This window comes from Emticicia sp. CRIBPO, from assembly GCF_009905725.1.
In the GTDB taxonomy this organism is placed as follows: Bacteria; Bacteroidota; Bacteroidia; order Cytophagales; family Spirosomataceae; genus Leadbetterella.
On the sequence record NZ_JAAAKV010000007.1, the window covers coordinates 147790 to 174221 of the forward strand.

Consider the following 26432-nt stretch of genomic DNA (forward strand, 5'->3'; position numbering starts at 1 on the left):
TAGATAGATAAGCAAATATACTAAAACATTCATTACTATTGATCTAAAATACTCTCCTCAACTGTCGTAGTTTTGTTTTTTCCGTGTAATACGTTGATAATCTCCTTGATATTATAAACGCTCCTGTTGTACCTGTTACTCAAAAGAATGATCACGAAATCTTCTCTCAGGTCAAAAAACATAATGGTATTGTAGCCTTTCCACCAGCCTGTATGGTACACATAGTCAGTCTGTTGCTTATCATTGACCCACAGCCTGAAACCATAGCCGTAATTACGTAAACCTGGATATTCGAAACTTCTGGGGGTGTACATCTCACGAAGGCTTTCTTTCGACAAAAGTGTTTCTGATTTAAGGGCCTGATACCATTTAAACAAATCGGGCGTGGTGGCATAAATGCCCTTGTCTCCCGTAATGTCGTCGTAATAGTCCTTCTGAAGCCTTCTGCCGTTCTGGTACCCGACAGTTCTGCCTATGTTGATGCTGTCGTTTTTTGTCGTAGCCACAAAAGTATTCTTCATGCCGATGGGCAATAAAATTTTCTTCCGGAGATACTCATCAAAAGACATCCCGCTGACCTTCTCTACCAGTGCCGCCAACACAGCGTAATTGGTGTTATTATAAGAAAAGAAATGATCCGGGAAATTCATCATTCTCGGGGTTGGCTTCTCTGTCGCAAACCACGACATCATTTGCTGGTTGGTAGGATAAATCTTCTGGTTCCTTACTTTTTTATCAAATTCATATTGATAATAAGGCAAGCCCGAACGATGGCTCAGTAAGCTCCTGACAGATACCCCTTCATAGGGAAATTCCGGGTAATAATCTTTTACAGAAAGATCAAGGCTCAGCTTCCCCTCTTCTACCAGCTTCATCACCGCCACAGCCGTGAAGGTCTTTGAAAGCGATGCCAGCTGAAACTTGGAACCTGAATTAAGCCTCACGGTATCTTCAAAAACACCCATTCCGAATGATTTCTCATAAATAATGACGTCTTTCTGAGCTACCAGGACATTGCCGTTGAATCCTGCCTTCACTTTCCCCAGCATGATTTCTTCTATCTCTCTGGCTTTTTTCTCTGCATTGATCTCCTTGCTTATCTTCTTGAGTTTCTTTTTAATGGCTACGCTATCGACCTTCACCGAGCTGGTTTTGGAAGTATCCTCGCGACACATCCAAAGAAAACCGGACAACATAAATAAACACAGTACCCTGAATAAACCCATTAAACGAAAATTAAGAATTTTGAAGACTTCTGAAATATACATGGAGAAGAAACACCACAAATGATGTAAACAAGACGCTGGCTACGATTTTAAGACTGGTGTTAAGGAAAAAATTGAGTGATCCGGCTTCTATAAAAAACAAATAGGAATGATGCAGAAAAGTCATGACAAGAATATACCTGACAAACCTCTCAGTACCCATACCTCCCAGTGAGACTACCAGCTCTGCATCAAGACCTTTGGTAGGAAACAGCACCCTGAGAATATATCCTCTGCTGAAACCGAGCACAAGACAGGCAGAAGCATGAATACCGGCCGTATTATAAAAGATATCAATAAACAATCCTACCAGGAAACTGAAAAGAAGAAGCAGGCCCGTTGGTGTATTATTAGGCAAAAACAAAATAATAGATATATACGCAAAGCAAAATGCCACATCAAAGAAAACGAGATTTCTGATGATAAATACTTGCAGCAGTAAGTATAAGACAAATGATGTTCCTATTTTGAAAAGATCCCTTGTATTCATTAAAATACTTATTCAATTGGATTAGAACCGACTTTTTCCTGTTCTTTGATCAGTTTATTTTTAACCACATAAACATAAATCAAGCTGGAGAAGTCTGTTGATAATTTAACGTCAATATTAAAAAACGCGTCGTTTGAGCCTGCTTCCACAGACTTAATCCGGCCAATCATTATTTTGGACGGGAAAATAGAGTTTTGCTCAGACGTCAGAACCGAATCTCCTTTTTTGACTGGTTTGAACCGGTCAATAGTGGTCAGCTGAAGAATGCTAGGAGAAACCCCTCCCCATTTAACAATACCGAGGGCCGAGTTATTTTCCTTTCTTAACTGCTGATTGATGACCTCCGAGGAAACCGTGGTTTTGGAGTGGAGAATAGAATACACAATAGAAAAATCATCGTTGCAGGACATTACCTGGCCGACAATTCCCTGCGGACAAATGACTCCCATTCCAGGCTCAATACCGTCTTTCCTGCCTTTATCAATAGTGATGTAATTATCTGCCAGGTTAACGGTGTTACCCACCACCTTGGCCACTTTAAACTCAAACCTCCCCGCAAAAGCAGAATCTGCTGTATAAGGAATTCCCGCCGGAGCCTGGTTTTGCTGAAACTTGGTCAGCTGCTGTCTCATCATGGCATTTTCATGGGCCAGTTGTTTGTTGACAGTCCTCAGGTTTAAATATTCTTTCAGATTGTAAGTAAGCTCCAAAGATTTTGCCGCGAAGGTATTGGAGCTGTTAAAAAATGTCACATCCCAATAAACGCTGTTGTGCCGGATCAAATAAAAACATATTATTTGCAGAAAAACAAATAAGAAGAAGTTCCTGATTTTATAAATTAAACGAAGTAATTGTGACATACTTAATTTGGGATTCGCTTAAATTTTAAAAAAGGTATCCGATTACATGATAAAAGGATACCTTTAATTTTATGGATAGGATGGTTCTTTCAGAAAAGACTACTGAACCAACACAGCCTGATATTTTTCAATGTTCTTAAGTACTTCTCCTGTGCCTCTTACGACAGCCTTTAAAGGATCGTCGGCGACGTGAATAGGCAGTTTGGTTTTGATTTCAAGACGCTTGTCCAAACCGTGCAAAAGAGCTCCTCCACCTGTCAGATAGATCCCGTTTTCGTAGATATCCGCTGAAAGTTCCGGCGGCGACATTTCCAGGGCACGCATGATGGCCTCTTCAATTTTCGAAATTGATTTATCCAGGGCATAAGCGATCTCACTGTAAGTAACCTTGATCTCTTTCGGAATACCTGTCATAAGGTCACGGCCACGGATTTCGATATCGGCCGGAGGGTTTTCAAGATCAGGCAAAGCAGCACCCACCTGTATCTTAATGAACTCAGCAGAACGCTCACCGATCAGAAGGTTGTGCTCACGACGCATATAATCCACGATGTCTCTTGTAAACAAGTCACCCGCAATTCTGACTGAAGCTTCACACACAATTCCTGAAAGGGCAATAACCGCAATTTCGGTGGTTCCCCCTCCGATATCAACGATCATTGAGCCGTTAGGCTGTTCAATATCTATACCAATACCTATGGCCGCAGCGATAGGTTCGTGTACCATATATACTTCTTTTGCACCGGCATGTTCAGCCGAATCCTTGACAGCACGTTTTTCTACTTCGGTAATACCTGAAGGAATACAAATAACCATTCTGTGTGAAGGAGAGAAAAACCAGTTGCGACCGGTATTGATCATCTTGATCATTCCCCTGATCATCAATTCAGCAGCAGTAAAGTCAGCGATTACTCCGTCTTTAAGAGGACGTATGGTTTTAATGTTCTCGTTGGTTTTTTCGTGCATCTGCATGGCCTTATGGCCAATCGCTAAAACCTTCCCTGAAATTTTATCAAGGGCGATGATAGAAGGTTCGTCGACAACAATTTGGTCCTTATATATTATCAGGGTGTTGGCGGTCCCTAAATCTATAGCAATATCGCTTGTTAAAAAACTAAAAAATCCAGCCATTTAAGCTTTTGGTTAATAAGATTTGATTATTTAACTGCAAATCTACGATTAATATTTTCATTTATTTGTAATAAACTAATTTTTCTTCTTTTGCTTTTTGAAAAAAAATCGGTCCAAAAAATAAAAAAAATACAATTATTTTGACTCTTTTAGCGGTTTTTCAGCTGTCTGAACAGGAAGCACATAATTATTCAGACATTTCAAAATCCCATCGGGAATCATCGTCGATTTTAAATTTGTAGAGGTAGTGCCAAATAAAGTTCTCCGGTGGTTTAGTGAGCGTGATCTGAACAAAAAGTGCGATGTTTCCACCAGTTAAACACGTAAGAAACCGCCATGACGGAAGCTCCCGAAACTACATAATATTTTTCGAGCTCATGCGAGACCAAAAATAATCCTGTGTAATTTAAAACGACAGAAACAGATAAAAGTATAAGCGGGATCATATTTTTATGAACATTGTAATCTTTGACCATTAAAAATAATCCAATTGCCAGGCTGAGACCAATCAGGTAAAATTCGGTGGTCTCCGTCAGAAACCGCTCACCTACCAAAGGAAGCAATGTAAGCACAAATGGAGTGGCCAGACAATGCACCAAACATAAAAACGAAAGCCAGAGACCCGCTTTATGTAGCAAATGTGAATGTTGTTTTAATTTCTTGATCATATAATGTGCTGCAACGAAGATGCAAATATAATACTTTTACGCAACATCATTGCAAATATTTTGGTTCAAAAAACTTTTTAATAGTATGCTTGCATAATAATAATAAAGGGTTTAGCTTTGTAAATGTTATGCTTGCATAATATATTTGAAATAATATATGGAGTTTAATAACAACCTTAACAGAAACTTAGAAAAGACTCGTCTCCTTCCCGCTTTCATCAGGCCTTTGGTGATTGACTATATTATTGGTAAAACCGTTAAACTCGTAGGCACAGCAGGCATTCATTTTGAAAAACTCAGCTGCCGGCAGTTGACGGCCACACTTCACAACAAAAGAAAAGTTCAAAATCATATAGGTCAGATTCATGCAGCAGCCACTACCTTGCTGGCAGAAACTGCCACCGGTATTTTAGTAGGAATGAACATTCCCGACGACAAGCTTCCGTTGATGAAAAACCTTTCCATCAAGTTTATCAAAAGAAGCCTCGGAAACCAGAAAGCAACGGCCAGCCTGAATGAGGAACAGATCCGGGAAATCAGGAACTCTGAAAAAGGAGAATTAATTGTACCCGTGACGGTAACAGATGAAACCGGGGAAGAAGTCATCAAAGCAGAAATGCAATGGGCCTGGATCATGAAAACGAAAAAATAATTATACATCAGATCAATAACATACTTAATTCATATGAAAAAAACGATAAAAAAGGTAGCGGTACTCGGAGCAGGGATCATGGGGAGCAGAATTGCCCTTCATTTTGCCAATATTGGCTGTGAGGTATTGTTGCTGGATATGGTTCCGAAAGAACCGAACGATAAAGAAAAAGCCGCAGGATTGGGCATTGATCATCCGAAGGTAAGATACAGGATTGTCGGCGACCTGTTTCAGGCAGCCCTGAAAGCCAGCCCTTCGCCTGTTTACAGTCAGAAGTCGGTCTCCAGAGTGAAGCTGGGCAACTTTGATGATGATATGGTGAAGATCAGGGACGTGGATTGGATCATCGAGGTTGTAGTGGAAAAACTGGAGATCAAGAAACTGATATATGATAAAGTAGAAGCGTTCAGACAAGCAGGTACGCTAGTTTCATCCAATACTTCGGGTATCCCGATCCATCTGATGTCGGAAGGCAGAAGTGAAGATTTTCAGCAGCATTTCTGCGGAACGCATTTCTTCAATCCTCCGAGATACCTCAGACTGCTCGAGATAATTCCTGGTCCGAAGACCAATCCCGAGGTCATTGATTTTATGATGCACTACGGCGACCTTTACCTGGGTAAACAAACTGTATTGTGTAAAGATACTCCGGCGTTTATTGCCAACAGGCTGGGTATCTACTCGATGGTACAAACCATCAGGGCTGCACAGGAAATCGGTCTGTCTGTTGAAGAAGTAGACAAGCTTACAGGACCTGTGGTAGGCCGCCCGAAATCCGGTACTTTCAGATTATCGGATGTGGTGGGGCTGGATACCACGGTCAATGTTTGCAGAAACTTAAAGGCGACCTTGCAGACGGACGAGTCGGTATCGGCTTTTGAACTGCCGGACTCCATGGCCAAACTGATTGAAAACAACTGGCTTGGTGATAAAACCGGCCAGGGTTTCTATAAAAAAACCAAGGATGAAAAAGGCAAAACGCTGATCCTGGCCCTTGACCTTAAAACAATGGAGTATAAACCCAGCGAAAAGGTTAAGTTTGCAACCCTTGAAGGCACAAAATCAATTGACGACCTGAAAAAACGCTTTGCCGTCTTATTAAAAGGTACAGACAAGGCAGGAGAATTCTACAGAAAGACTTTTGCAGACGGATTCAGATACGCAACTTTCAGAATTCCTGAAATCGCCGATGAGTTGTTCAGAATTGATGACGCGATCTGTTCAGGTTTCGGATGGCAGATGGGACTTTTCGCTACTGCTGATGCGGTAGGCGTAAGTGAGTTTGTCAAAATGATGGAGGAGCAGGGACAAAAGCCGGCAGCATGGGTTTACGAAATGCTCGAAGCCGGAAATCCTTCTTTCTACAAAGTAGAAAACGGCAAAAAACTATATTATGACATTCCGACCAAATCTTATAAAGTAATTCCGGGTACCGGTTCATTCATTATACTGGACACCATCCGTGACTCAAATGTGATCTGGAAAAACGCTGGTTCAACCATTTTTGATCTTGGAGACGGCATTGCGGGGGTTGAATTCCACTCGAAAATGAACACTTTCGGTGCAGAGGTGATTGAAGGCTTAAACAGAGCTTACGGCGTAGCTGAAAAGGACTTCAGAGGCCTGGTTGTCGGAAATGACAGCTCGGAAGCTTTCTCTGCGGGGGCTAACCTTGCAATGTTGTTCATGTTTGCGATCGAGCAGGATTTTGATGAGATCAACATGATGATCGCCCAGTTTCAGCAAAGCATGATGCGGGCCAGGTATTCTTCTATTCCTGTGGTAACCGCACCTCACTCACTGGCTTTGGGTGGTGGTTGTGAAATCAACCTTCATGCCGATAAAGTAGTGGCAGCGGCAGAAACTTACATGGGCCTTGTAGAGCTGGGAGTGGGTCTGATCCCTGCCGGTGGCGGAACCAAGGAAATGGCTGTGAGATGTTCGGATCTTTATCAGCCGGGCGATGCAGAATTGAACATTCTTCAGGGTGCTTTTATGAACATTGCCCAGGCTAAGGTATCGACTTCAGCCCAGGAAGCGATGGACATGAATTACCTTCTGGCTAACCGTGACCAGATTGTCCTGAACAGAAGCCGCTTGCTGGCCGAAGCGAAGCAATCTGCGATTGAGCTGGCTGAAAACGGTTATACCCAGCCTACCAAAAGAACAGACATCAAGGTTCAGGGTAAAGCGGGTATCGCCTTGTTCAAAGCGGGTATTGCCTCTATGAAAATGGCCAATTACATTACCGAGCATGATGCGAAAATCGCTGAGAAACTGGCTTATGTCATCTGCGGAGGTGATCTTAGTTATGCACAGAACGTTTCCGAAGATTATCTGCTTGACCTGGAAAGAGAAGCATTCCTTTCACTTTGCGGAGAGAGAAAAACACTGGAGCGTATGCAGGGTTTATTAAGCGGCGGGAAACCTCCGAGAAATTAACCTTCTCAATTTAAATGAAACACCAAAAGATTTTGTTATTCACTTAACGATACCTGGTCTTTCAGAATCAGATAACCAATTATCATCATTGCATCTGAATGTGTATTTCAGATCATAAATTAAAGATAAAATGAACGCATATATAATTTCCGGATTCAGAAGTGCTGTCGGAAAAGCCCCGAAAGGAGCTCTCCGTTTTACCAGGCCTGATGACCTGGCAGCCGATGTTATAAAATTCATGTTAGAGAAAGTCCCGGCACTTGACCCGGCGAGGGTTGACGATGTCATTGTGGGCAATGCCGTACCTGAAGCCGAGCAAGGCATGCAGATGGCCAGGTATATTTCATTACTGGCATTAGGCAAAGTTGTTCCGGGCGTCACCATCAACCGTTACTGCGGATCAGGGGTGGAAGCCATTGCGATGGCCTCTGCAAAAATCAATGCCGGTATGGCTGATTGTATCATTGCGGGCGGAACAGAGTCTATGTCGATGGTACCTACCATGGGCTGGAAGACTTCGCTGAACTACAACATTGCAGATCAGCACCCCGATTATTACATCGGGATGGGACTTACGGCGGAGCAAGTAGCACAGCAATACAAAATAGGCAGGGAAGAACAGGATGCTTTTGCTTTTCAATCGCATACCAAAGCCCTGGCCGCCCAGGCAGAAGGAAAATTTGACAATCAGATTGTTCCCATCTCTGTGAAAGAGACCTATTTTGATGCCAACTCAGGAAAGAAGAAAACCAAGGAATATATAGTCAATAAAGACGAAGGCCCGAGGGCTGATACTACCCTGGATGCTTTGAGTAAACTGCGTCCGGTTTTCGCAGCAGGTGGAAGCGTAACGGCAGGTAACTCTTCACAGACTTCTGACGGAGCTGCTTTCGTGATTGTGATGTCAGAAAAAATGGTGAAAGAACTTAACCTTGAACCGATAGCCAGGATGGTTTCATACGCCGTAGCCGGATGTGAGCCGAGGATCATGGGAATAGGTCCTGTTTATGCTATTCCAAAGGCTCTGCAACAAGCCGGGCTTCAGTTGAAAGACATCGAACAGATCGAATTGAACGAGGCTTTTGCGGCACAGGCCCTGGCAGTAGTAAAAGAACTGGGAATTGATCCGTCGATCCTTAATCCGAACGGTGGTGCCATTGCCCTTGGTCATGCACTGGGTTCAACCGGAGCAAGGCTTTCGGTTCAGTTGTTCGAAGAAATGAGAAGAAAAAATCAGAAATACGGTATGGTTACCGCCTGTGTAGGAGGTGGCCAGGGTGTTGCGGGAATTTATGAGTTCCTGAAATAAGTTTCAGGCCCTTAACAAGAAAAGCCCCCGGAAGATACTTCCGGGGGCTTTTTATTGGTCTCTTATTAATTTTCTTATCTCATCAGCTTAACCCATCCTTTGAATGTAACGGTAGGAGAAGTTTCTGCCAGTCTTTCAAATTCCACCTTGATCAGGTAATAATAAGCTCCGGCAGCAAGATCCTTGCCCGATTTATTTTTACCGTCCCAGTCCATTTCCCTTCCGCTACCTTCGGCCACTTTCGCTCCGTTGGCATTGAAAATCTCATAGCTGATGTTCTTCACAAAAGCCGGACAATTCATCGGAGAAAACGTGTCGTTCAGTCCGTCGCCGTTCGGAGAAAATACATTCGGGAAAGAAATATTTTCACAGTTGTCCTCGCACTTAATATTACTTTCAGCACTTTCAATACCAAGGCTGCTCACTGCAGTGACGGTGTAACACCCTGCAAAACCTTCCTGGCTGTTTTTCCTGTGAACATACTGGTTTCCAAGTGCGGCATCCTGCGTTTCAATCAGCACCCTTTTCTGCCCTTCATATCTTGAATAATAAATTTTATAGGCGATGATATCCGTTCTGCAAGCCGCTCCGTTTGCGGTCGGCGGTGTCTGCCACTTCAATGTGTTTGAGAAAATGGTCTCTTCACAGAATTGTTTGGAAGTGATGGTCTCACAATCTGTATTCTCAACTACAAGTACCGGTGGGCATGGAGGAGATCGGTCGGCAGGAGTGGCACACACAATCTGTGAGTAGTTCATCAATATGCCAAGACCAGGGATTTTCTCATAAACCCCGATGGTTTCTACCTTATAGCAGTAAGTTTGACCGTTTTGCAATTCTATTGAAATGTCACCATCTCCGGGGAATGCATCCCTGCCGGTATCATTATAACTGAAAGTATTCGGTGTACCTACAGTTGCTCCGGCGATCTGGTTAAATACCCCCGGTTTGGTTTTATCCTCTCTGAAGACTTTATGGGTTTGATTCTCATTCAGCCACGGCACATTGGCCTCCCAGAACAGACGGGTTACTTTATCGTCCGGACTTACTGACAACTTAACAGTAGTAGCAGGAGGCGTTGTTCCGTAAAGAACAGTATTTTCTGTGTACAGCTCCAGTTTATATTTATAAACCAGATCTTTGGTATTAAGAGCTTTATCTACAAAAACAGTATCCAACTGATTATCCAGCAATGTGGTTTTGGTATGGATCAGTTCGAACTGCTCTCCGCCCAGGCCGGTTGCTCTGTACAGTTTGTACACATAAGGTCCTTTGAATGCTTCTTTCGAAAAGCCCAGCGGGCGTGACCATTTAACAGTTACCTCACCGGCAGCTGTTTCGGTCTTATCTACGGAAACGTTGGTGATCACCGACATTCCGGATTTGATTTCGCTGCCGATACAGAATTCGGTAGACGGGGCACTCTGAATAGCAATGAATTGTGAGGCCTGAATTTCAGAAACGAGGCGATAGCTGTATACCCCTCCTTTATTTACAGTTTTATCAATAAAGGTAGTATCCTCGCCGGTTACTGTGCCTATCAGTTTATACCCCCAGGCAGCAGGCATACCTACAGTACACTCGCCGGGATTAAGGCCACTGCAACCATCTTTTCTGTAGATCAGTATTTTGCCCGAGCTTTTACAGGCGGCATATTTCTGCCAGGTCAGATCAATTCCCTGGTCAGATTCTTTAGCCAGAAGCCCGACAGGCCTCGGCGGCACCACCTTAATTTTTATCGTTTTAATGTCTACGAGCTGCGTATTGAATCTTCCGGGAAAATCTTCCACTTTAAACAACACATCATACGGCTGGTCCCTGACATGAAGACAGTTGGTATTCCAGGTGAATGTTGAAGAAACCGGGCTTTTTGATTGTTTTACTGCAAATACAGCCGCTTCAGGCTCAATGAACTTGAAGAACTTACCGGCTTCATCCTTATTATATACCCCACCTGAGGAAGTAAGCCTTATTTCCTGGTTGTCCTTATCTGTTCCCGTTACATTGAATTTGACTTGCTTTCCTGCTTCTATACATATATCAGGGGGTACGATCAGCTCAGGCCGTTTATTATCCGTTGCCACAACGATGATCTGCATATCCCGGATGATCTCTCCGATCTTAATGAAAGAACCATCGGGGGCCTTTCGCCACTCTTCAATGATAAAAGCGACATTGTATTGCCCCGGAACCTGCGGGGCATCCCAGATCAGGTCTCCTGTCCGGGCATCTATCCTGAATGTAGCCGGGCCCGTCCCGGCTTCCGTAAGAGGATTATTTCCTATAAGATTGGGGTCCTTATAATTAGGAATAAACTCCCCGATACCGGTAGCATTCCCTTTATCCCTCTGAGGAATAGTCAGCTTATAAGACAAGCTGTCTCCGTCAATGTCAAAAGCACCCGGATTATGAATGAATTTACTGCCTACACCGGCAGAATCCACCGGAATATTCAAGAGTACCGGGGTGCTGTTAAGACCAAAACTTGAATTGATTACGATGGTTGACTGTACAAAAAAGCTTATACTTTCAGAAGGCTGCGGGAGGTTAAGCGTCCTCTCATTCCTGTTCACAATACCACAACTGATGGTATACCTGCCCGGGGCCGGAAAAGTGAACGTCGTATCATAAACATTCCGGACAGTCGTGGTACTGATCAGCTGTTTTACCGTTCTTTTTACTTTAAACGCTACCACCTGGTTGGTAGAAAACCCGAAGTAAAAATTAACCTCGTTCTCACCATCATTAGCAGCTTTTCCGTTTATTTCATCTGTGTAGGTCGTTAGAACCACCCTGTAGGTGAGCGTTGAAGATGATATCCTCTTTGCTGTAATTTCGCCTGCCCTGAGGTGGGTGGCCTTACTTAAAAACGGAAGGAATATTCCAGCAAAAAGTAATAATATTAAAATGTAATTCCTTTTTTTCATGCAAAAAGCCCAGATATTTATATTAACTATTGTAACGAAGCATTTGGTCAAATATTCTGTGTTAAAAAATCAATAAACACAGGAAGAAAAACTTAAAACACAAATGCCCGCCGGTTTGTTAAAACTATTGAATCCAAATTAAACGGATAATATTTGAAAATATGAAAAAAAGCTAAATTAAATTGAAAAAAGCCTTTTTTATATTGGTTCTAAATAGTTTGTAATCTACTTTTGATGCGTCAAAATTAAATTGTACTTTTCTAAGCAAAAATGTATCTCTTGTTTTTTGCCAAAAAGTTAATTCTCAAATATTTATAAGTATGTCTTGGCTAACTAAAACTTTAACAAGCTCAATAGGTAAGAAAGTGCTTATGTCTCTTACGGGGCTCTTCCTTTGTACCTTTCTTGTCGTCCATTTGATCGGAAATCTTCAGCTCTTTTACAATGACGGCGGGTATTCTTTTAATAAGTATGCGGTTTTCATGACCAGCTTTCCTTTAATTAAGATCATTTCTTACGGGAATTACTTTTTCATTCTGTTCCATGCTTTCTGGGGTTTATATCTTGAGTTCCAGAACCGTAAGGCAAGACCTGTGGCTTATGTGGTGACTAAAAATTCTTCGTCCTTTTCAAGCAGGAACATGGCTGTTTTAGGAACAATCCTTTTGGTTTACATTGTTGTACATATGGGTGATTTCTGGTATAAATATCACAACGAAACCCTGCCTTTTGTACAGTATACCGAGAACCTGCTTACGGGAGAGGTTGTAACGACGGAGATGCCTGAGACTTACAGCCAGGAAACCAAGATGGTTGAAACTTACAACCAGGCAGAAAGCACAAAAACCGTCATCGTAAAAGACCTTTACAAAGTGGTTTCGGTTTCTTTCCAGAACATCCTCCTGGTGATATTCTATGTATTGGCCATGTTCTCAGTGTCTTTCCACCTGGTTCACGGCTTCCAGAGTGCTTTTCAGAGTCTTGGGATCAATCATCCGAAATACAATCCGCTGTTTAAGTTTTTAAGTGTCTGGTTATTTGCCATCCTTATCCCGATCGGATACGCGGCAATGCCTATCTATTTTTACTTTTTCAAATAATTAAAGCGTAGAAAATATATTTTACCATGGCAGAAGGAACAATCAAGTTAGACGCTAAAGCACCAGAAGGTCCTATAGCAGAAAAATGGACAAAGTATCGTTCGACGGTTCCGTTGGTAAACCCGGCCAACAAACGTAATATAGAAATTATTGTAGTGGGTACAGGTTTGGCAGGAGCTTCAGCCGCCGCGACATTAGCCGAACTGGGCTATAAAGTAAAAGCATTCTGTTTCCAGGATTCTCCCAGAAGAGCTCACTCTATCGCAGCTCAGGGAGGGATAAATGCAGCAAAGAATTATCAGAACGATGGTGACTCTACTTATCGTTTGTTTTATGATACTGTAAAAGGAGGCGATTACCGTGCACGTGAGTCAAACGTTCACCGTCTTGCCGAGGTTTCAGCCAATATTATTGACCAGTGTGTTGCCCAGGGTGTACCTTTTGCCCGTGAGTATGGCGGAATGCTGTCTAACCGTTCATTCGGTGGTGTGCAGGTTCAGCGTACTTTCTATGCGGCAGGACAAACCGGTCAGCAATTGCTTTTGGGAGCTTATTCCGGCCTTGAGCGTCAGGTGGGTATGGGTACCGTTAAAATGTACTCCCGTCATGAAATGCTTGAGGTGGTTAAAATCGACGGCGTTGCCAGAGGTATTATCGCCAGAGACCTGATCAGCGGTAAGCTTGAAAGACATTTCGGCCATGCCGTTCTTCTGTGTACTGGTGGTTATGGTAACGTTTTTTACCTGTCGACCAACGCCATGGGAAGTAACGTGACTGCTGCCTGGAAAGCCCACAAACAAGGTGCTTTCTTCGGTAACCCTTGTTTTACGCAGATTCACCCGACCTGTATCCCGGTTTCCGGCGATCATCAGTCAAAACTAACCCTGATGTCAGAGTCTTTGAGAAATGACGGAAGGATCTGGGTGCCTAAGCAGAAAGACGATAAAAGAGCAGCCAATGAGATCCCTGAAGAAGAAAGGGATTATTACCTTGAAAGGAGATATCCTGCTTTTGGTAACCTTGTACCAAGGGATATTGCTTCAAGAGCCGCCAAAGAGCGTTGTGATGCCGGTTATGGCGTAGGAACATCTAAAATGGCCGTTTATCTTGATTATGCTGCAGCCATTGAACGTTACGGTAAAGCAGAAGTTAACAAAAACAACATAGAAAACGCTTCGAAAGAATTAATAAGTGAACTTGGGAAAGCGGTTGTAAAGGAAAAATATGGTAACCTGTTTGATATGTACAAGCAAATCACCGGCGAAAATCCATATGAAATTCCGATGCGTATCTACCCGGCTGTACACTATACCATGGGTGGCCTTTGGGTGGATTATAACCTGATGACGACCGTTCCGGGGCTTTATGCTTTGGGAGAAGCCAACTTCTCTGATCACGGAGCCAACCGTCTGGGAGCATCTGCCCTGATGCAGGGTCTTGCTGACGGATATTTCGTTATTCCTTATACCATCGGTTCATACCTGGCCAACGAAATCAGGACCAAAGCTATTCCTACTGACCACCCTGCGTTTGTTGAGGCAGAAAAACAGGTAAAAGACAGGATCAGTAAACTGGTTTCTATCAAAGGAAAACAGTCACCGGAATCCTTCCACAAAAGATTGGGTAAAATCATGTGGGACAAATGCGGTATGGCCAGAAACGAAAAAGGTCTGAAAGAAGCCATCGTTGAAATCCAGGCTCTTAAAAAAGAATTCTGGTCTGACCTGAGGGTGATGGGAGAAATTGAAGAATTCAATCCTGAACTGGACAAAGCCGGCCGTGTGGCTGACTTTATCGAACTGGGTGAGCTGATGTGTGTGGATGCCCTGAACCGTAACGAATCTTGTGGTGGTCACTTCAGAGAAGAGTATCAGACTGAAGAGGGTGAAGCCAGAAGAGATGATGAAAATTATATGTATGTAGCGGCCTGGGAGTTTAAAAACGAAAGTGACTGGGTTTTGAATAAAGAGCCTCTGATCTACGAAAACATCAAGATCGCTCAAAGGAGTTATAAGTAAGTTCAAAAAATGAAATTACCGACAGATCAAAGGCCCGTTAAAAGGTATTGATCTTCAAATTTTAAAATTCTAAAATCTTTATAAGTAAGATGGAAGGTAATATGAACATCACGCTGAAAGTATGGCGTCAAAAAAATAAAAATGTAAAAGGCTCACTGGAAACACACGAGGTTTCCGGCATATCTGAAGACATGTCTTTCCTGGAGATGTTTGACGTATTGAACGAGCGTCTTATAGACGAAAACAAAGAACCTATCGCATTTGACCATGACTGCCGTGAAGGTATCTGTGGTATGTGTTCTATGTATATCAATGGTCGCCCTCACGGTCCTCTGGAAGGTGTTACTACCTGCCAGCTGCACATGAGAAGCTTCAAAGACGGAGATACCATCGTGGTTGAACCATGGAGAGCTGCTGCTTTCCCGGTGGTTAAAGACCTTGTGGTAGACAGATCTTCCTTTGACAGGATCATTGCCTCGGGTGGATTTATCTCAGTCAACACAGGCAATGCCCAGGACGGTAACTCACTTCCTATTCCGAAAGAAGACGCCGACAAAGCTTTTGCCGCTGCTGCTTGTATCGGTTGCGGGGCTTGTGTATCCGCCTGTAAAAATGCCTCTGCCATGTTGTTCGTTTCTGCCAAGGTTTCTCAGCTGGCATTGTTGCCACAAGGGCAACCTGAGCGTGAAGACCGTGCCAAGAAAATGGTAGCCCAGATGGACATCGAAGGTTTCGGATCATGTACGAACACCGGAGCTTGTGCAGCTGAATGTCCAAAGGAAATTTCTCTTGAAAACATTGCCCGTCTGAACAGAGAATTCTTAAGTGCGAGTTTGACTACAGCAGAGGCTTAATAACCTTGCTTTTAAATAGATTACCATCTCAGAGTGGCAGGAATCCTGCTTCTTTGAGATGGTTTTTATTTTTAGGGGTATCCGATCTGTTTGCGGGGAAAATGCACCTAATCCAGGTCAAAACCACCTACTACCCTCTTCCGGCGTCTTGATACCAGAACCCTGTAGCCTGTGGCCAGGATCACTTCTTTGGTACGGCCTTTGGACTCAATAGAGCTGATAAAATCAGGGTTAAGTAAATGAGATTTGCTTACTCTTAAAAAGCCGCCGAACCGCTCCTGGTGGCGTTTCAGCGTAAAACTGGAAACCATTCTGCTTCCATCTTTCAGATAAAACTCTGTATAGTTCAGCTCGCCTCTCAGATAGAGGATTTCGGCAGCAGGAGGGTATATGATTGAGGTCATAACGGTTTCTTTTGATTACCCAAATATCATCAATAAAACAAAGCCGGGTAAGCGTTGAAAAACGGTTTTTGAGGGGGTGTTTTTCACGTATTTAGCAGTATCAGAAAGAAGATAGTTTTCAGGAAAATTTAAAAGGCATTTTTCACTGGTTTAATAGGGTGTTTTTCACGTATAATAATATCCTTATTCTTTCTAGTTTTGTCAGGAAATTATTAATTTATAAACCTTAACTAGTTAATGAAATGAACAAAAAAGCAACCCCCTTTCTTTTCTTAATTTTTGGATTAATTCTAGGAATAGTTATTGGATACTTGTTTTTAAGCTCTACATTGCAGATGGATTTCAATCGAAATGGATTTACTGGAGGTACTCAACCAATTTGTAGAGAAGAGGCAAAAAAGCTTGCAGATGGATTTAAGGAAAAGCTAAAGTCTGCTTTGGGCTTCAATCATTCTAAACTGATTTCGTGGCCGGATGATCTACATGGCTGGATTCTAGATGCTAGAATGGTCAACCACTATTTGCTTCAACAACAGGGCTACATAAATGACCCTAAAAGAGTGACTCATATTTATGTTGAACTCGGGTATGATAAAGATGAGAAAAAATCAACTTTAATTTTCACCGGCCTTGAAAAGAAAGATGGCAAATACTACCGGATTTTGTTAGGTCAGGCAGGAGCTCCGTGTAATTTACCAAAAAAATTAAACGACCCAGGAGATAATATTCTGGAGTATGTTGACCCTTGTAAAAATAACTGCCCCGAAGAAACAACTTTCGTTGGTGCTAAATATTAATAAAAGACATATAAGTATGACTCTATACTATTTTTATTTTTTAGTTTTGGGGCTAGCCTTCCTAATTGGCATTCTTAAATTTAGCGTTTTAAACAAGAGTAGCAAAACAATGCTACTCTTGCTGCCAATAACAATAGTAAGCGAATTGTGTGCGGCTTATTTTAGTCATAAAGAAAGCAATAATTTCTTTGTGTATCACATTTTCCTTCCTATCGAGGCTTCCATTTTGGCGTTCTGCTATTACAAAGAAGTAAAAGAAAAATGGATTGTCATTTTGTCGGCCATACTAATACTTTTTTCTTTTTTCAACAGTTTTTTCATTCAAAACTATAAGGCAGAATTTTGCTCCTACACATTCATTTTAAATTGTATTTTATCCACTTTATTTGGAATTCGATATTTGAAACTAATGTTAGATCAACCAGAAAAAACATCGTTCCAGCACTACCCCTTATTTTGGATCAGTATTGGCTTTATGACCTTCAACATCATAAATTTATTCATTCTGGGAACTCACAATGCTATTGCCGAGAAAATTCTGAATATTGGAGCAATATTTAGAAATGTAAGATTTTTTACTAACTACCTTCTATACATCTTATTAGGAATAGCTTTTCTGAGCAAACAAGAATCTCTAGGCAAAGCGAAGGAATGAATTTCAAAGAAACTGAAATATTGTTTACGTTTTTTGCAGCAATAGTTATTCTACTAATTCTTGCAGTTTCGATTATCATTTTTGCATTTATCTTTCAAAGGCGACAGGCTAAACTCATTAAAGAAAAAACCGAACTCAAAGCCCAGTTCGAAAAGGAAATCCTGACTTCACAAAACGAGATACAGGAACAAACCATGAAGGATATCTCCAGGGAGCTTCATGACAACGTGGGGCAGATGCTGTCACTGGTTAAAATACAGCTGAACAACCTGCAGGAAGACCTGCCTGACAACCTCAGGATTGTGCAATCCAAGGAGTATCTGAATGCTGCGTTGAATGATCTCCGGTCGCTCTCCAAAACCCTTAACAACGACAATATTCTGAATGACGGCCTGGGATCTGCCATCCGGTTTGAACTGGAAAGGGTTGATAAAGCAGGATTGATCAAAACCTCATTTGTAGAAAATCAGACCGGGACAGGTCTGGAAAATCAAAAAGCCCTGGTGGTCTTCAGGATGTTCCAGGAGCAGCTGCAGAATACCCTGAAACATGCCCAGGCAAAAAATCTGTGGGTTGTCTTGCAGGATTCACCTGAATCATTTAAATTAGAACTCTCTGATGACGGTACGGGATTTGATTTTGAATCAAAAATTAAACTGAAAGGTTTTAACAATGGATCTGGTTTGGCCAATCTCATACACCGGGCTAAACTTTTGGGAGGTGAATTCAAAATCGAAAGTACCGCCGGCAGCGGAACAAAGACTGATTTAATGATACCCAAAATATCCCAATAAAAATGACTACGGTAGCTCTGGTTGACGACCATACCCTTATTCGTCATGCCCTTATAGAACTTATCAGCCGGTTCGAGAACTTTCAGGTCACCATAGATGCCGGCACCGGCCTCGAATTTATTAACCGTCTGCAGCACGAAACCCCTCCTGACATAGCCCTGATTGATATTAATATGCCCGGCATGGACGGATATGAAACTACTGAGCTCCTTTGCAAAAGCCACCCCGATGTCATCCCTATAGCGTTATCCGTGGACGACAACGAAGAGTCTATTATTAAAATGCTGAGATGTGGTGCCAAAGGGTACCTCCTGAAAGACAGTGAGCCGTCTCATTTTAAACTCGCTCTTAACGAAATTCATCAGAAAGGGTATTTTCACAGTGACCTGGTCTCCAACACACTTCTCAAATCTATAAAGACCAACCAGAAAGTGAAAACAAAGCCTGTGGTGCAGTTTCAGGCCAGGGAAGAGGAGTTTATTCATCTGGCGTGTTCTGAATATACCTATAAGGAAATCGCGGATAAAATGTGTGTTTCACCTCGCACTATTGACGGGTACAGGGAAAGTTTGTTCGAAAAACTGGAGGTAAAAAGCCGCGTAGGCCTGGTGATGTTTGCGATCAGAAACGGACTGGTTGTGATCTAGATTTTACAAAACCTCCTCAAAAGCTTCATTAACCAGGATCTCTTTAAACCAGTAGGAATAGGCTTCAGGTTCTTTATCTATGGATGATCTTACCTCGTCCATAGAAACCCATTTGAAATCAACGACCTCATCGGGGTTGACCACAAAATCATCGTTATACTTCCCGAAGTAGACGTGGTCTATTTCATTTTCGGTGAGCCCGTTGTCGAATGTTGTCTTGTAATGAAATTTGAATCCGAAAAAAAGATCACAGGTAAAGCCCATTTCTTCTTCCAGCCTCCTGCTGACAGCATCCTCCATGCTTTCGCCGGGATTGGGATGACCACAGCAGGTGTTGGTCCATAATCCTGAAGAATGGTATTTATTATAAGCCCTTTTATGAATCAGAAGTTCACCGTTGTCATTGAAAACCAGGATAGAAAAGGCACGGTGCAGGAGACCTTTCCGGTGTACCAGAAGTTTCTCTTCGTATCCGATTATTTGATCTTGATCATCAACTACAGGTATCTTGATTTCTGAATCCATCAGGCTTTACAGTGTTTGTTTGAATATAAACGCTCAAACGCCGGATAGTGTTTCGAAATCCGTGAAAATTGTATAAATTGCCTCAAAATTTATTCAACCATGAGGATTTATAAAACAACAAAAGGGATAATCATTGAAGACCAGAATCAATATTTCGTGTCTTCTCATACAGATTGGGATGCGTTCATCAACCGCCCGGATCTTCATCAGCTGCTGAAAGAAGAAATACTTTCTTCCAAAGCCAATGGCTCCTTATCGGATGGTCTTCCGGGAAGTATTCTAGCACCCATCCAGTCCCAGGAAATCTGGGCCTCCGGGGTAACTTACCTCAGAAGCAAGAATGCCAGGATGGAAGAATCCAAAGATGCCGGAGGCGGCGATTTCTATGACCGGGTATATGACGCTCCAAGACCGGAATTATTTTTTAAGGCAACTCCTTACAGAACGGTAGGGCACTTGCAGGCCATACGACTCAGAAAAGATTCTCATTGGAATGTGCCTGAACCCGAGCTGACCCTGTTCATTAATTCTGACGGGCAAATATCAGGATATACCGTGGGGAATGACGTCAGCTCCAGGGATATTGAAGGGGAGAATCCCTTATACTTACCTCAGGCCAAGTCTTATGACAAGAGTGCGGCTATCGGGCCATGCATTTACGTCCCTGAGACTCCGATCTCACCGGAAACAGTCATCAACCTGGTCATCGAAAGGGCCGGAGAACCTGTTTTTGATCAGTCGATCCAGATCAATCAGATGAAGAGACAACACAAGGAACTGGTTGAATATCTTTATAAAGAATGCTCTTTCCCGTTCGGCTGTTTTTTAATGACCGGGACCGGCATTGTACCACCGGACTCCTTTACTTTACAATCAAAAGACGTGGTAAAAATTACCATTGAAAACATAGGCACTTTAGAAAACATCGTAGAATAAACAGCATGCAATTACAAGGCAGAAACATCATCGGTTTCGACTCACTTTCGGAAGGAACGGTAGCCATCCAGGCATTGAATCCCACAACGGGAGAAACCCTCGCCCCTCTTTTTTTCAAAGCTACCGCTGAAGAATTAAACCTGGCAGTATTTAAGGCTGAAAAAGCTTTCTCAGTTTACAGGAAAAAATCAGGTAAAGAAAAAGCTCTTTTCCTGGAACAGATTGCCCTTGAAATCGAAAACCTGGGAGATACGCTGATTGAAAGATATACCGCAGAATCCGGACTTCCTGCAGGCCGTGCCCAGGGAGAAAGAGGAAGAACGACCGGGCAGTTAAAACTGTTCGCAGGACTGCTCAGAGAGGGCTCGTGGGTCAATGCCAGGATAGACCCGGCATTGCCTGACAGACAGCCACTTCCGAGGGTAGATCTAAGGTCAATGGAACGTCCGCTCGGACCTGTGGGTGTTTTCGGAGCGAGTAATTTTCCGCTTGCATTTTCCGTGGCGGGGGGAGATACCGCCTCAGCCCTGGCCGCCGGTTGCCCTGTCATATTCAAAGCCCACCCGGCTCACCTCGGCACCTCGGAACTGGTAGGAAAAGCCATTCAGAAAGCCGCCCTGGAAACAGGTATGCCTGATGGTGTTTTCTCTCTGCTGTTTGATGATGGTATTGAAATCGGACAGGCCCTGGTTAAACATCCATCTGTCAAAGCCATCGGATTTACCGGTTCTTTCAAAGGAGGAAAATCTCTTTTTGATGCGGCGGCGGCGAGACCTGAACCTATTCCGGTCTATGCTGAAATGGGCAGCACCAACCCTGTCTTTATCCTGCCAAAAACACTTCAGGAAAAAGGCGAAAGCCTGGCACAAAATTACCTGGGATCGGTAACCCTCGGCGTGGGACAGTTTTGTACCAACCCAGGCATATTGCTGATACAAAAAGATGCCGCTTTCATCGAACATCTCAAACAAAAAGTAGCTGATACGGTGGGAGGCGTCATGCTGACTCCTGGCATTCAGTCTGCTTATCAGAATGGTATAGAAAAATTCAAACAATATACAGAAGTTATCGGTACAGGTAAAAAATCAGAAGGTTTTACCGGGGTGGAACCGGTGATTCTTTATGCCAATTACCAGACATTCAAAGACAATCCTCACCTGGATGAAGAAATCTTCGGACCGACGAGTCTGGTGGTGGAAGGAAACTCCAAAGAAGAGTTCCTGGAAATGGCTACCAAGCTTTCAGGACACCTGACGGCTACGGTTCATGGTTCTGAAGAAGAGCTGACAGAATACGCAGACCTTCTTGAAATCCTTGAACAAAAAGTGGGGAGACTTATTATCAACGGGTTCCCGACCGGAGTAGAAGTGTCACACGCCATGGTGCATGGCGGACCCTATCCAGCCACTACAGACAGCCGCAGTACTTCCGTAGGAACCCTTGCCATTACCCGCTTTACAAGACCTGTGTGTTTCCAGGATATGCCGGATGCATTGCTTCCTGATGAACTGAAGACCGGAAACCCTTTGGAGATCTGGAGAAAGTGGGACGGCAATTTTCAAAAATAATTTAATCGTAAAAGATAATGAATCTCAATCTTAAAGAAAAAGTAATCATTGTTACCGGGGGAGCCAAAGGGATCGGAGAAGGAATAGCCTCACAACTGGCACTTGAAGGAGCTTTTCCGGTCATTGTAGGAAGAAATGAGGATGATAACCTGAAAGCCCTGGAAACGATCCAGGCCGCCGGAGGATTCGGATTCCAGGTACAGGCTGAGCTTTCGGAACCTGCCGAGTGCGAAAAGGCGGTAAGGCTGGTGATGGAAAGATTCGGGCGTATCCATGGACTTGTGAATAATGCAGGGGCCAATGATGGCGTAGGGCTTGAAAGCGGAAACTACGAGAGGTTTATGGCCTCACTTCATAAAAATGTGATCCATTACTACCTGATGGCTCACCATTGCCTGCCGGCTCTGAAACAATCAAAAGGCTCTATTGTCAATATTACTTCAAAGACCGCAGAAACAGGTCAGGGAGGCACGTCGGCTTATGCTGCGGCCAACGGAGCCAGGAATGCCCTTACCAGGGAATGGGCCGTTGAATTATTAAAATATGGCATCCGGGTGAATGCCCTGGTGGTGGCTGAATGCTGGACACCTTTGTATGAAAGGTGGATCCAGACCCTGCCTAATCCCGAGCAGACACTCGCCGAAATCAACGAAAGAATTCCTTTAGGCAAAAGAATGACCACAGCGGAAGAAATCGCCAATATGGTGGTGTTCTTATTGTCTGACAAATCAAGCCATACCACCGGACAAATGGTATATGTAGATGGCGGCTATGTTCATCTCGACAGGGCCTTGCTTTAATCCGAACTGACTATTAATCCTGTAATCATCATGAAACGTTTTTGTTTTGCCCTGGACCTTCAGAATGACCCTCAGCTCATCAGTGAGTATGAACAATACCATGAGTCCATCTGGCCTGAAATTCACAAGAGTATTGTTGAATCCGGAATTACAGACATGCAGATTTACCGGATTGATAACCGGCTGTTTATGATCATGGACACAACTGACGATTTCAGCTTTGAAGCCAAATCAAAAATGGATGAAGGCAATGAAAAGGTACAGGAATGGGAAACCCTGATGTGGAAATATCAGCAGGCACTGCCGGGTGCGGGGCCGGGTGAAAAATGGATGTTGATGAAACAGATATTTAATTTAGCATAAACCAAAGAAAACATAATGAAAACGATTATTCTCTGCTCTTTCCTGAGCCTGGTTTCTCTTGTCTCACTGGCTCAGCACAAAACCATTGTGAAAACCACCAAAGCCCCTACTCCCATCGCTCCCTACAGCCAGGCGGTCAAATCCAACGGGCTGGTTTTCGTGGCGGGGCAAATTGGTCTGAACGTTGAGACCAAAAAGCTGGTAGAAGGGGGATTTGAAGCAGAGACAGTACAGATCCTGGAAAATATCAAGATCATACTTGAGGCTTCCGGAGCAGGCTTGAAAGATATCGTTAACACGACCATTTATGTGAAAGATCTGAAGAATTTTGCTAAAATCAACGAGATTTACGGCAGATATTTTACTGTGGATTTCCCGGCCAGAACCACCGTGGGTGTTGCAGATCTTCCCGGAGGGGCCAGCATTGAGATTGCCGTTGTTGCCGCAATACCGCCCAGAAAAAAATAAATCCGTGTTCCATAAAATAAAAAGCACGGTTTCGAATTATATTTACTTACAGAACCATTAAACTTTTTCGGGTGCAAATGGTGTTCAAAAGAAAATATAAAGATCTCATCATTAAGGAATGAATAATCAGGAGCCTATTTCGAACGATAAAAAAACAGTGCGGTTACCTATTGTGGTAGCCATTACCCTGGTAGCAGGAATTTTTCTTGGAGCGACTTTTTTCGGTGGTAAGCCCATCGCAGACGATGTGGTGAAGACTTCCGCCAAGTTTAAGGAGATCCTGATGTATATCGACAAAAGCTATGTCGACAAAGTCAATACGGACTCACTGGCTGATTACGGCATCGAAAAAATGCTGGAAAAGCTTGACCCTCATACATCTTATCTTCCGCCTGCCGAAGCCCAGATGGCACAATCCCAGCTTAAAAGCGGCTTTGACGGCATTGGCGTCGAATTCAATATTTTCAATGACACGCTTTTTGTGGTTACGCCATTGACAGGCGGCCCTTCAGAGGCTGTAGGTATCCAGAGCGGCGATATCATTCTTAAAGCAAACGAGGTATCTCTAAGTGGCAAAGACCTGAACAACACCCTGGTATTTAACACCTTGAGAGGCCCGAGAGGCAGTGATGTCAAACTGCATATCAAAAGAAAAGGATTTAAGGACGTCCTTATTTTCAACGTCAAAAGAGATAAAATCCCTACGTTTTCTATAGATGCCTCTTATATTATGGCTGATAAGAAAACAGGGTATATCAAAATCAACCGTTTCTCTGAAACGACTTACGATGAATTCAAACAAAACCTTTCTCAGCTGAAAAGCCAGGGCATGAGCCAGCTTCTGATTGACCTGAGAGGTAATCCCGGCGGGTACATGCAAATGGCCACCAACATTGTGGATGAACTTGTGGGCGGTGATGATGTTATCGTTTATACCAAAGGAAAAGACAAGGCCAATAACCAGAGTATTTTTGCCGGTACTGAAGGCATCTTTGAAAAAGGTTCGATCGTGGTTCTTGTAGACGAAGGCAGTGCTTCTGCCGCAGAAATCGTTTCAGGCTCACTTCAGGATTATGACAGGGCGACCATCGTCGGAAGAAGGACTTTTGGTAAAGGGCTTGTTCAGGCACCTATCACGCTTTCTGACGGCTCTGAACTGAGACTTACCATTTCAAGATACTACATTCCAAGTGGCAGAAGTATCCAGAAACCTTATGAGTTAGGCAATATGGAAGGGTACATGGAGGAAATGTACGATCGTGAGAAAAAAGGAGAGCTCTATGTCAAGGACAGCATTAAAAATAATCAGAAATTAAAGTTCAAAACCAAAGGCGGCCGGACGGTCTATGGTGGCGGCGGAATCACCCCTGACATTTTTGTAGCACAGGATACTTCTTATTATTCAAAATACCTGGTTGAGTTGTTCTCTAAGAACATCCTGCGTGAATATGCCCTTATCTATGCTTCAGACAATAAGAAAGCTTTGGAGAAAATGACTTTTAACGGATACCTGAATTCATTTGCCGTGTCAGAAAAGATGCTGACAGACCTGAACAACATGGCTGTTAAGAGCGGGGCCAAATTCTCTGAAAAGGACTATAAAGCTTCCAAAGCGTTCATCATTTCACAAATGAAAGCCCTTGTGGCGAAGAATATCTGGAAAGAAAGCACCAAGAAAGGCCTGAACAATGAGTTTTACCAGGTTGTTAACCAGGAAGATGAAATGATCAAGGTGGCCATGGGTGAATTCAAAAACCCATTGAAGCTCAGCAAAAACTAATATTGTTATCTCGAAAAGTTGTATCCGATACCGAGGTGGGTTCTGAAAATACCCAGTTCAAAATTGGATACAGCATAAGGAGAGAGCTCAAAAGCAAACTGAATTTTTTTGTATTTTTCGAAAGGAGATGACCTGAACCCTATGTTCAGAAAATAGCCTTCGAGAATATCTTTGTCTGCCAGGTCGTTCAGGAAGTTAAATTTGGCACCCGCCCCTACATAAAACCTTGCCTTAGGATTTTTATTGAGGTTAACCATCGGGGAAAACTCTGTGCTTAATGAAGAAAAGTAAGAATTGGTCTGAAACCTCACATCCATCCAGACTCTGTTATTGGGATTGGTACTTACCGACATTAAAGAGTTGAAAGGATAATAAACAACGCTCTGCGAAAATCCCTGAATACTTGCGGCGAGTATGAAGACTAAGATTAATTTATTTCTCAATTGAATTGTTTTTTTACAAAAGTAGTAAAAAACGGTCTTAAACTTCAACTTCTTCTGTTGCTTTAAAACCATTTATTGTGGCTTTGGAGTCGTTGGTCTGGGTTTCAACGATTTCCTTGATGTCATTGATGACACTGTAGAAGACACTCAGCTTTTCCATAGGAATGCTCTCATGTATTTTTTTATTGAAGGCGATCACGCCCTCCCTGGCAAAATTCCTTTTGCTTTTACCTAATTCGGTCAGAAATACATTGACAAAACGCTTGTCTTCCGCATCCGTTTCACGATAAATCCAGCCCTTTTCTTCCAGTGATTTCAGCATCCTGGTCAGGCTTCGTGGTTCCATACCGATTGAAGGACCGATTTTAGTAGCCGGAGTTCCTTTCTCCTGGTCAATATTCAGCAAAACATATCCTATCGACATGGTCATGTCGCTTGGAGCAGCATAAATATTATACATTCTGGAAATTGCATGCCACGTCCATTTGATATGAAAATCTATGGTCTTTTCCTTTTTCATCGTTTCCCTTCTCAAC

25 protein-coding genes are annotated in these 26432 nt (G+C 43.0%); 15 read left to right on the forward strand and 10 right to left on the reverse strand.

The window, feature by feature from the left end:
- Nucleotides 1-35: 35 nt before the first annotated feature.
- From GVN16_RS15515 to GVN16_RS15535, 5 genes are all read right to left on the reverse strand, one after another.
- Nucleotides 36-1226, reverse strand: a complete 1191-nt coding sequence (locus GVN16_RS15515) for a serine hydrolase (protein ID WP_229244197.1) — start codon at nt 1224-1226, stop codon at nt 36-38.
- Between the two features lie 10 nt (nt 1227-1236).
- Nucleotides 1237-1755, reverse strand: a complete 519-nt coding sequence (locus GVN16_RS15520; protein ID WP_166564828.1) for a hypothetical protein — start codon at nt 1753-1755, stop codon at nt 1237-1239.
- Nucleotides 1756-1763: 8 nt separating this feature from the next.
- Nucleotides 1764-2615, reverse strand: coding sequence for a rod shape-determining protein MreC (gene mreC / locus GVN16_RS15525; protein ID WP_166564829.1), 852 nt, complete (start codon nt 2613-2615; stop codon nt 1764-1766).
- 99 nt (nt 2616-2714) lie between these two features.
- Nucleotides 2715-3746 (reverse strand): rod shape-determining protein, encoded by a 1032-nt coding sequence (locus GVN16_RS15530; protein ID WP_166564830.1) that lies wholly within the window; start codon nt 3744-3746, stop codon nt 2715-2717.
- Between the two features lie 272 nt (nt 3747-4018).
- A complete protein-coding gene (locus tag GVN16_RS15535; protein WP_166564831.1) occupies nt 4019-4384 on the reverse strand; it encodes a MerC domain-containing protein in 366 nt (121 codons plus the stop codon).
- Between the two features lie 187 nt (nt 4385-4571).
- Here GVN16_RS15535 and GVN16_RS15540 point away from each other — a divergent pair, with 187 nt between their 5' ends.
- From GVN16_RS15540 to GVN16_RS15550, 3 genes are all read left to right on the forward strand, one after another.
- Nucleotides 4572-5066 carry a DUF4442 domain-containing protein gene (locus GVN16_RS15540; protein ID WP_166564832.1) on the forward strand — a complete coding sequence of 165 codons (495 nt, stop codon included), beginning with the start codon at nt 4572-4574 and terminating at the stop codon, nt 5064-5066.
- 33 nt (nt 5067-5099) lie between these two features.
- Nucleotides 5100-7508, forward strand: a complete 2409-nt coding sequence (locus GVN16_RS15545) for a 3-hydroxyacyl-CoA dehydrogenase/enoyl-CoA hydratase family protein (protein WP_166564833.1) — start codon at nt 5100-5102, stop codon at nt 7506-7508.
- Nucleotides 7509-7638: 130 nt separating this feature from the next.
- Nucleotides 7639-8817 carry an acetyl-CoA C-acyltransferase gene (locus GVN16_RS15550; protein ID WP_166564834.1) on the forward strand — a complete coding sequence of 393 codons (1179 nt, stop codon included), beginning with the start codon at nt 7639-7641 and terminating at the stop codon, nt 8815-8817.
- A 74-nt stretch (nt 8818-8891) separates the two neighbouring features.
- Here GVN16_RS15550 and GVN16_RS15555 read toward each other — a convergent pair whose 3' ends face one another.
- On the reverse strand, nt 8892-11744 hold the full coding sequence (locus GVN16_RS15555; protein ID WP_166564835.1) for a gliding motility-associated C-terminal domain-containing protein: 2853 nt from the start codon (nt 11742-11744) through the stop codon (nt 8892-8894).
- Nucleotides 11745-12064: 320 nt separating this feature from the next.
- On the opposite strand from GVN16_RS15555, the gene GVN16_RS15560 reads away from it, so the two are divergent.
- The 3 genes from GVN16_RS15560 to GVN16_RS15570 all read left to right on the forward strand — a co-directional run bounded on the left by GVN16_RS15560 (nt 12065) and on the right by GVN16_RS15570 (nt 15716).
- Entirely contained in the window at nt 12065-12844 is a 780-nt protein-coding gene (locus GVN16_RS15560) for a succinate dehydrogenase cytochrome b subunit (protein WP_166564836.1), read from the forward strand.
- A gap of 41 nt (nt 12845-12885) precedes the next feature.
- A complete protein-coding gene (locus GVN16_RS15565) occupies nt 12886-14862 on the forward strand; it encodes a fumarate reductase/succinate dehydrogenase flavoprotein subunit (RefSeq protein ID WP_310587438.1) in 1977 nt (658 codons plus the stop codon).
- Nucleotides 14863-14951: 89 nt separating this feature from the next.
- On the forward strand, nt 14952-15716 hold the full coding sequence (locus tag GVN16_RS15570) for a succinate dehydrogenase/fumarate reductase iron-sulfur subunit (protein WP_166564838.1): 765 nt from the start codon (nt 14952-14954) through the stop codon (nt 15714-15716).
- Nucleotides 15717-15823: 107 nt separating this feature from the next.
- Here GVN16_RS15570 and GVN16_RS15575 read toward each other — a convergent pair whose 3' ends face one another.
- A complete protein-coding gene (locus GVN16_RS15575; protein ID WP_166564839.1) occupies nt 15824-16120 on the reverse strand; it encodes a LytTR family DNA-binding domain-containing protein in 297 nt (98 codons plus the stop codon).
- 242 nt (nt 16121-16362) lie between these two features.
- Between GVN16_RS15575 and GVN16_RS15580 the strand changes: the two genes are divergently transcribed.
- The 3 genes from GVN16_RS15580 to GVN16_RS15590 all read left to right on the forward strand — a co-directional run bounded on the left by GVN16_RS15580 (nt 16363) and on the right by GVN16_RS15590 (nt 19013).
- Nucleotides 16363-16917, forward strand: a complete 555-nt coding sequence (locus tag GVN16_RS15580; protein WP_166564840.1) for a hypothetical protein — start codon at nt 16363-16365, stop codon at nt 16915-16917.
- A gap of 651 nt (nt 16918-17568) precedes the next feature.
- A complete protein-coding gene (locus GVN16_RS15585; protein WP_166564841.1) occupies nt 17569-18366 on the forward strand; it encodes a sensor histidine kinase in 798 nt (265 codons plus the stop codon).
- Between the two features lie 2 nt (nt 18367-18368).
- Nucleotides 18369-19013 (forward strand): response regulator transcription factor, encoded by a 645-nt coding sequence (locus GVN16_RS15590; RefSeq protein WP_166564842.1) that lies wholly within the window; start codon nt 18369-18371, stop codon nt 19011-19013.
- Between the two features lie 3 nt (nt 19014-19016).
- Here GVN16_RS15590 and idi read toward each other — a convergent pair whose 3' ends face one another.
- On the reverse strand, nt 19017-19538 hold the full coding sequence (gene idi / locus GVN16_RS15595) for an isopentenyl-diphosphate Delta-isomerase (RefSeq protein ID WP_166564843.1): 522 nt from the start codon (nt 19536-19538) through the stop codon (nt 19017-19019).
- A 99-nt stretch (nt 19539-19637) separates the two neighbouring features.
- Here idi and GVN16_RS15600 point away from each other — a divergent pair, with 99 nt between their 5' ends.
- The 6 genes from GVN16_RS15600 to GVN16_RS15625 all read left to right on the forward strand — a co-directional run bounded on the left by GVN16_RS15600 (nt 19638) and on the right by GVN16_RS15625 (nt 25453).
- Nucleotides 19638-20474, forward strand: coding sequence for a fumarylacetoacetate hydrolase family protein (locus GVN16_RS15600; protein ID WP_166564844.1), 837 nt, complete (start codon nt 19638-19640; stop codon nt 20472-20474).
- A 5-nt stretch (nt 20475-20479) separates the two neighbouring features.
- Complete coding sequence (locus tag GVN16_RS15605) at nt 20480-22042, forward strand: aldehyde dehydrogenase (NADP(+)) (RefSeq protein ID WP_166564845.1); 1563 nt, start codon at nt 20480-20482, stop codon at nt 22040-22042.
- Between the two features lie 17 nt (nt 22043-22059).
- The gene (locus tag GVN16_RS15610; protein ID WP_166564846.1) at nt 22060-22842 is read left to right on the forward strand and encodes an SDR family oxidoreductase; all 783 of its coding nucleotides are present in this window, start codon (nt 22060-22062) and stop codon (nt 22840-22842) included.
- A gap of 30 nt (nt 22843-22872) precedes the next feature.
- On the forward strand, nt 22873-23205 hold the full coding sequence (locus tag GVN16_RS15615; protein ID WP_166564847.1) for an L-rhamnose mutarotase: 333 nt from the start codon (nt 22873-22875) through the stop codon (nt 23203-23205).
- Nucleotides 23206-23220: 15 nt separating this feature from the next.
- The gene (locus GVN16_RS15620; RefSeq protein ID WP_166564848.1) at nt 23221-23673 is read left to right on the forward strand and encodes a Rid family detoxifying hydrolase; all 453 of its coding nucleotides are present in this window, start codon (nt 23221-23223) and stop codon (nt 23671-23673) included.
- Between the two features lie 118 nt (nt 23674-23791).
- The gene (locus GVN16_RS15625) at nt 23792-25453 is read left to right on the forward strand and encodes a S41 family peptidase (protein ID WP_166564849.1); all 1662 of its coding nucleotides are present in this window, start codon (nt 23792-23794) and stop codon (nt 25451-25453) included.
- A 5-nt stretch (nt 25454-25458) separates the two neighbouring features.
- On the opposite strand, the gene GVN16_RS15630 is transcribed toward GVN16_RS15625, so the two are convergent.
- Nucleotides 25459-25896, reverse strand: a complete 438-nt coding sequence (locus GVN16_RS15630) for a hypothetical protein (RefSeq protein ID WP_166564850.1) — start codon at nt 25894-25896, stop codon at nt 25459-25461.
- A 37-nt stretch (nt 25897-25933) separates the two neighbouring features.
- Nucleotides 25934-26416, reverse strand: a complete 483-nt coding sequence (locus GVN16_RS15635) for a MarR family winged helix-turn-helix transcriptional regulator (protein WP_166564851.1) — start codon at nt 26414-26416, stop codon at nt 25934-25936.
- Between the last annotated feature and the right edge of the window lie 16 nt (nt 26417-26432).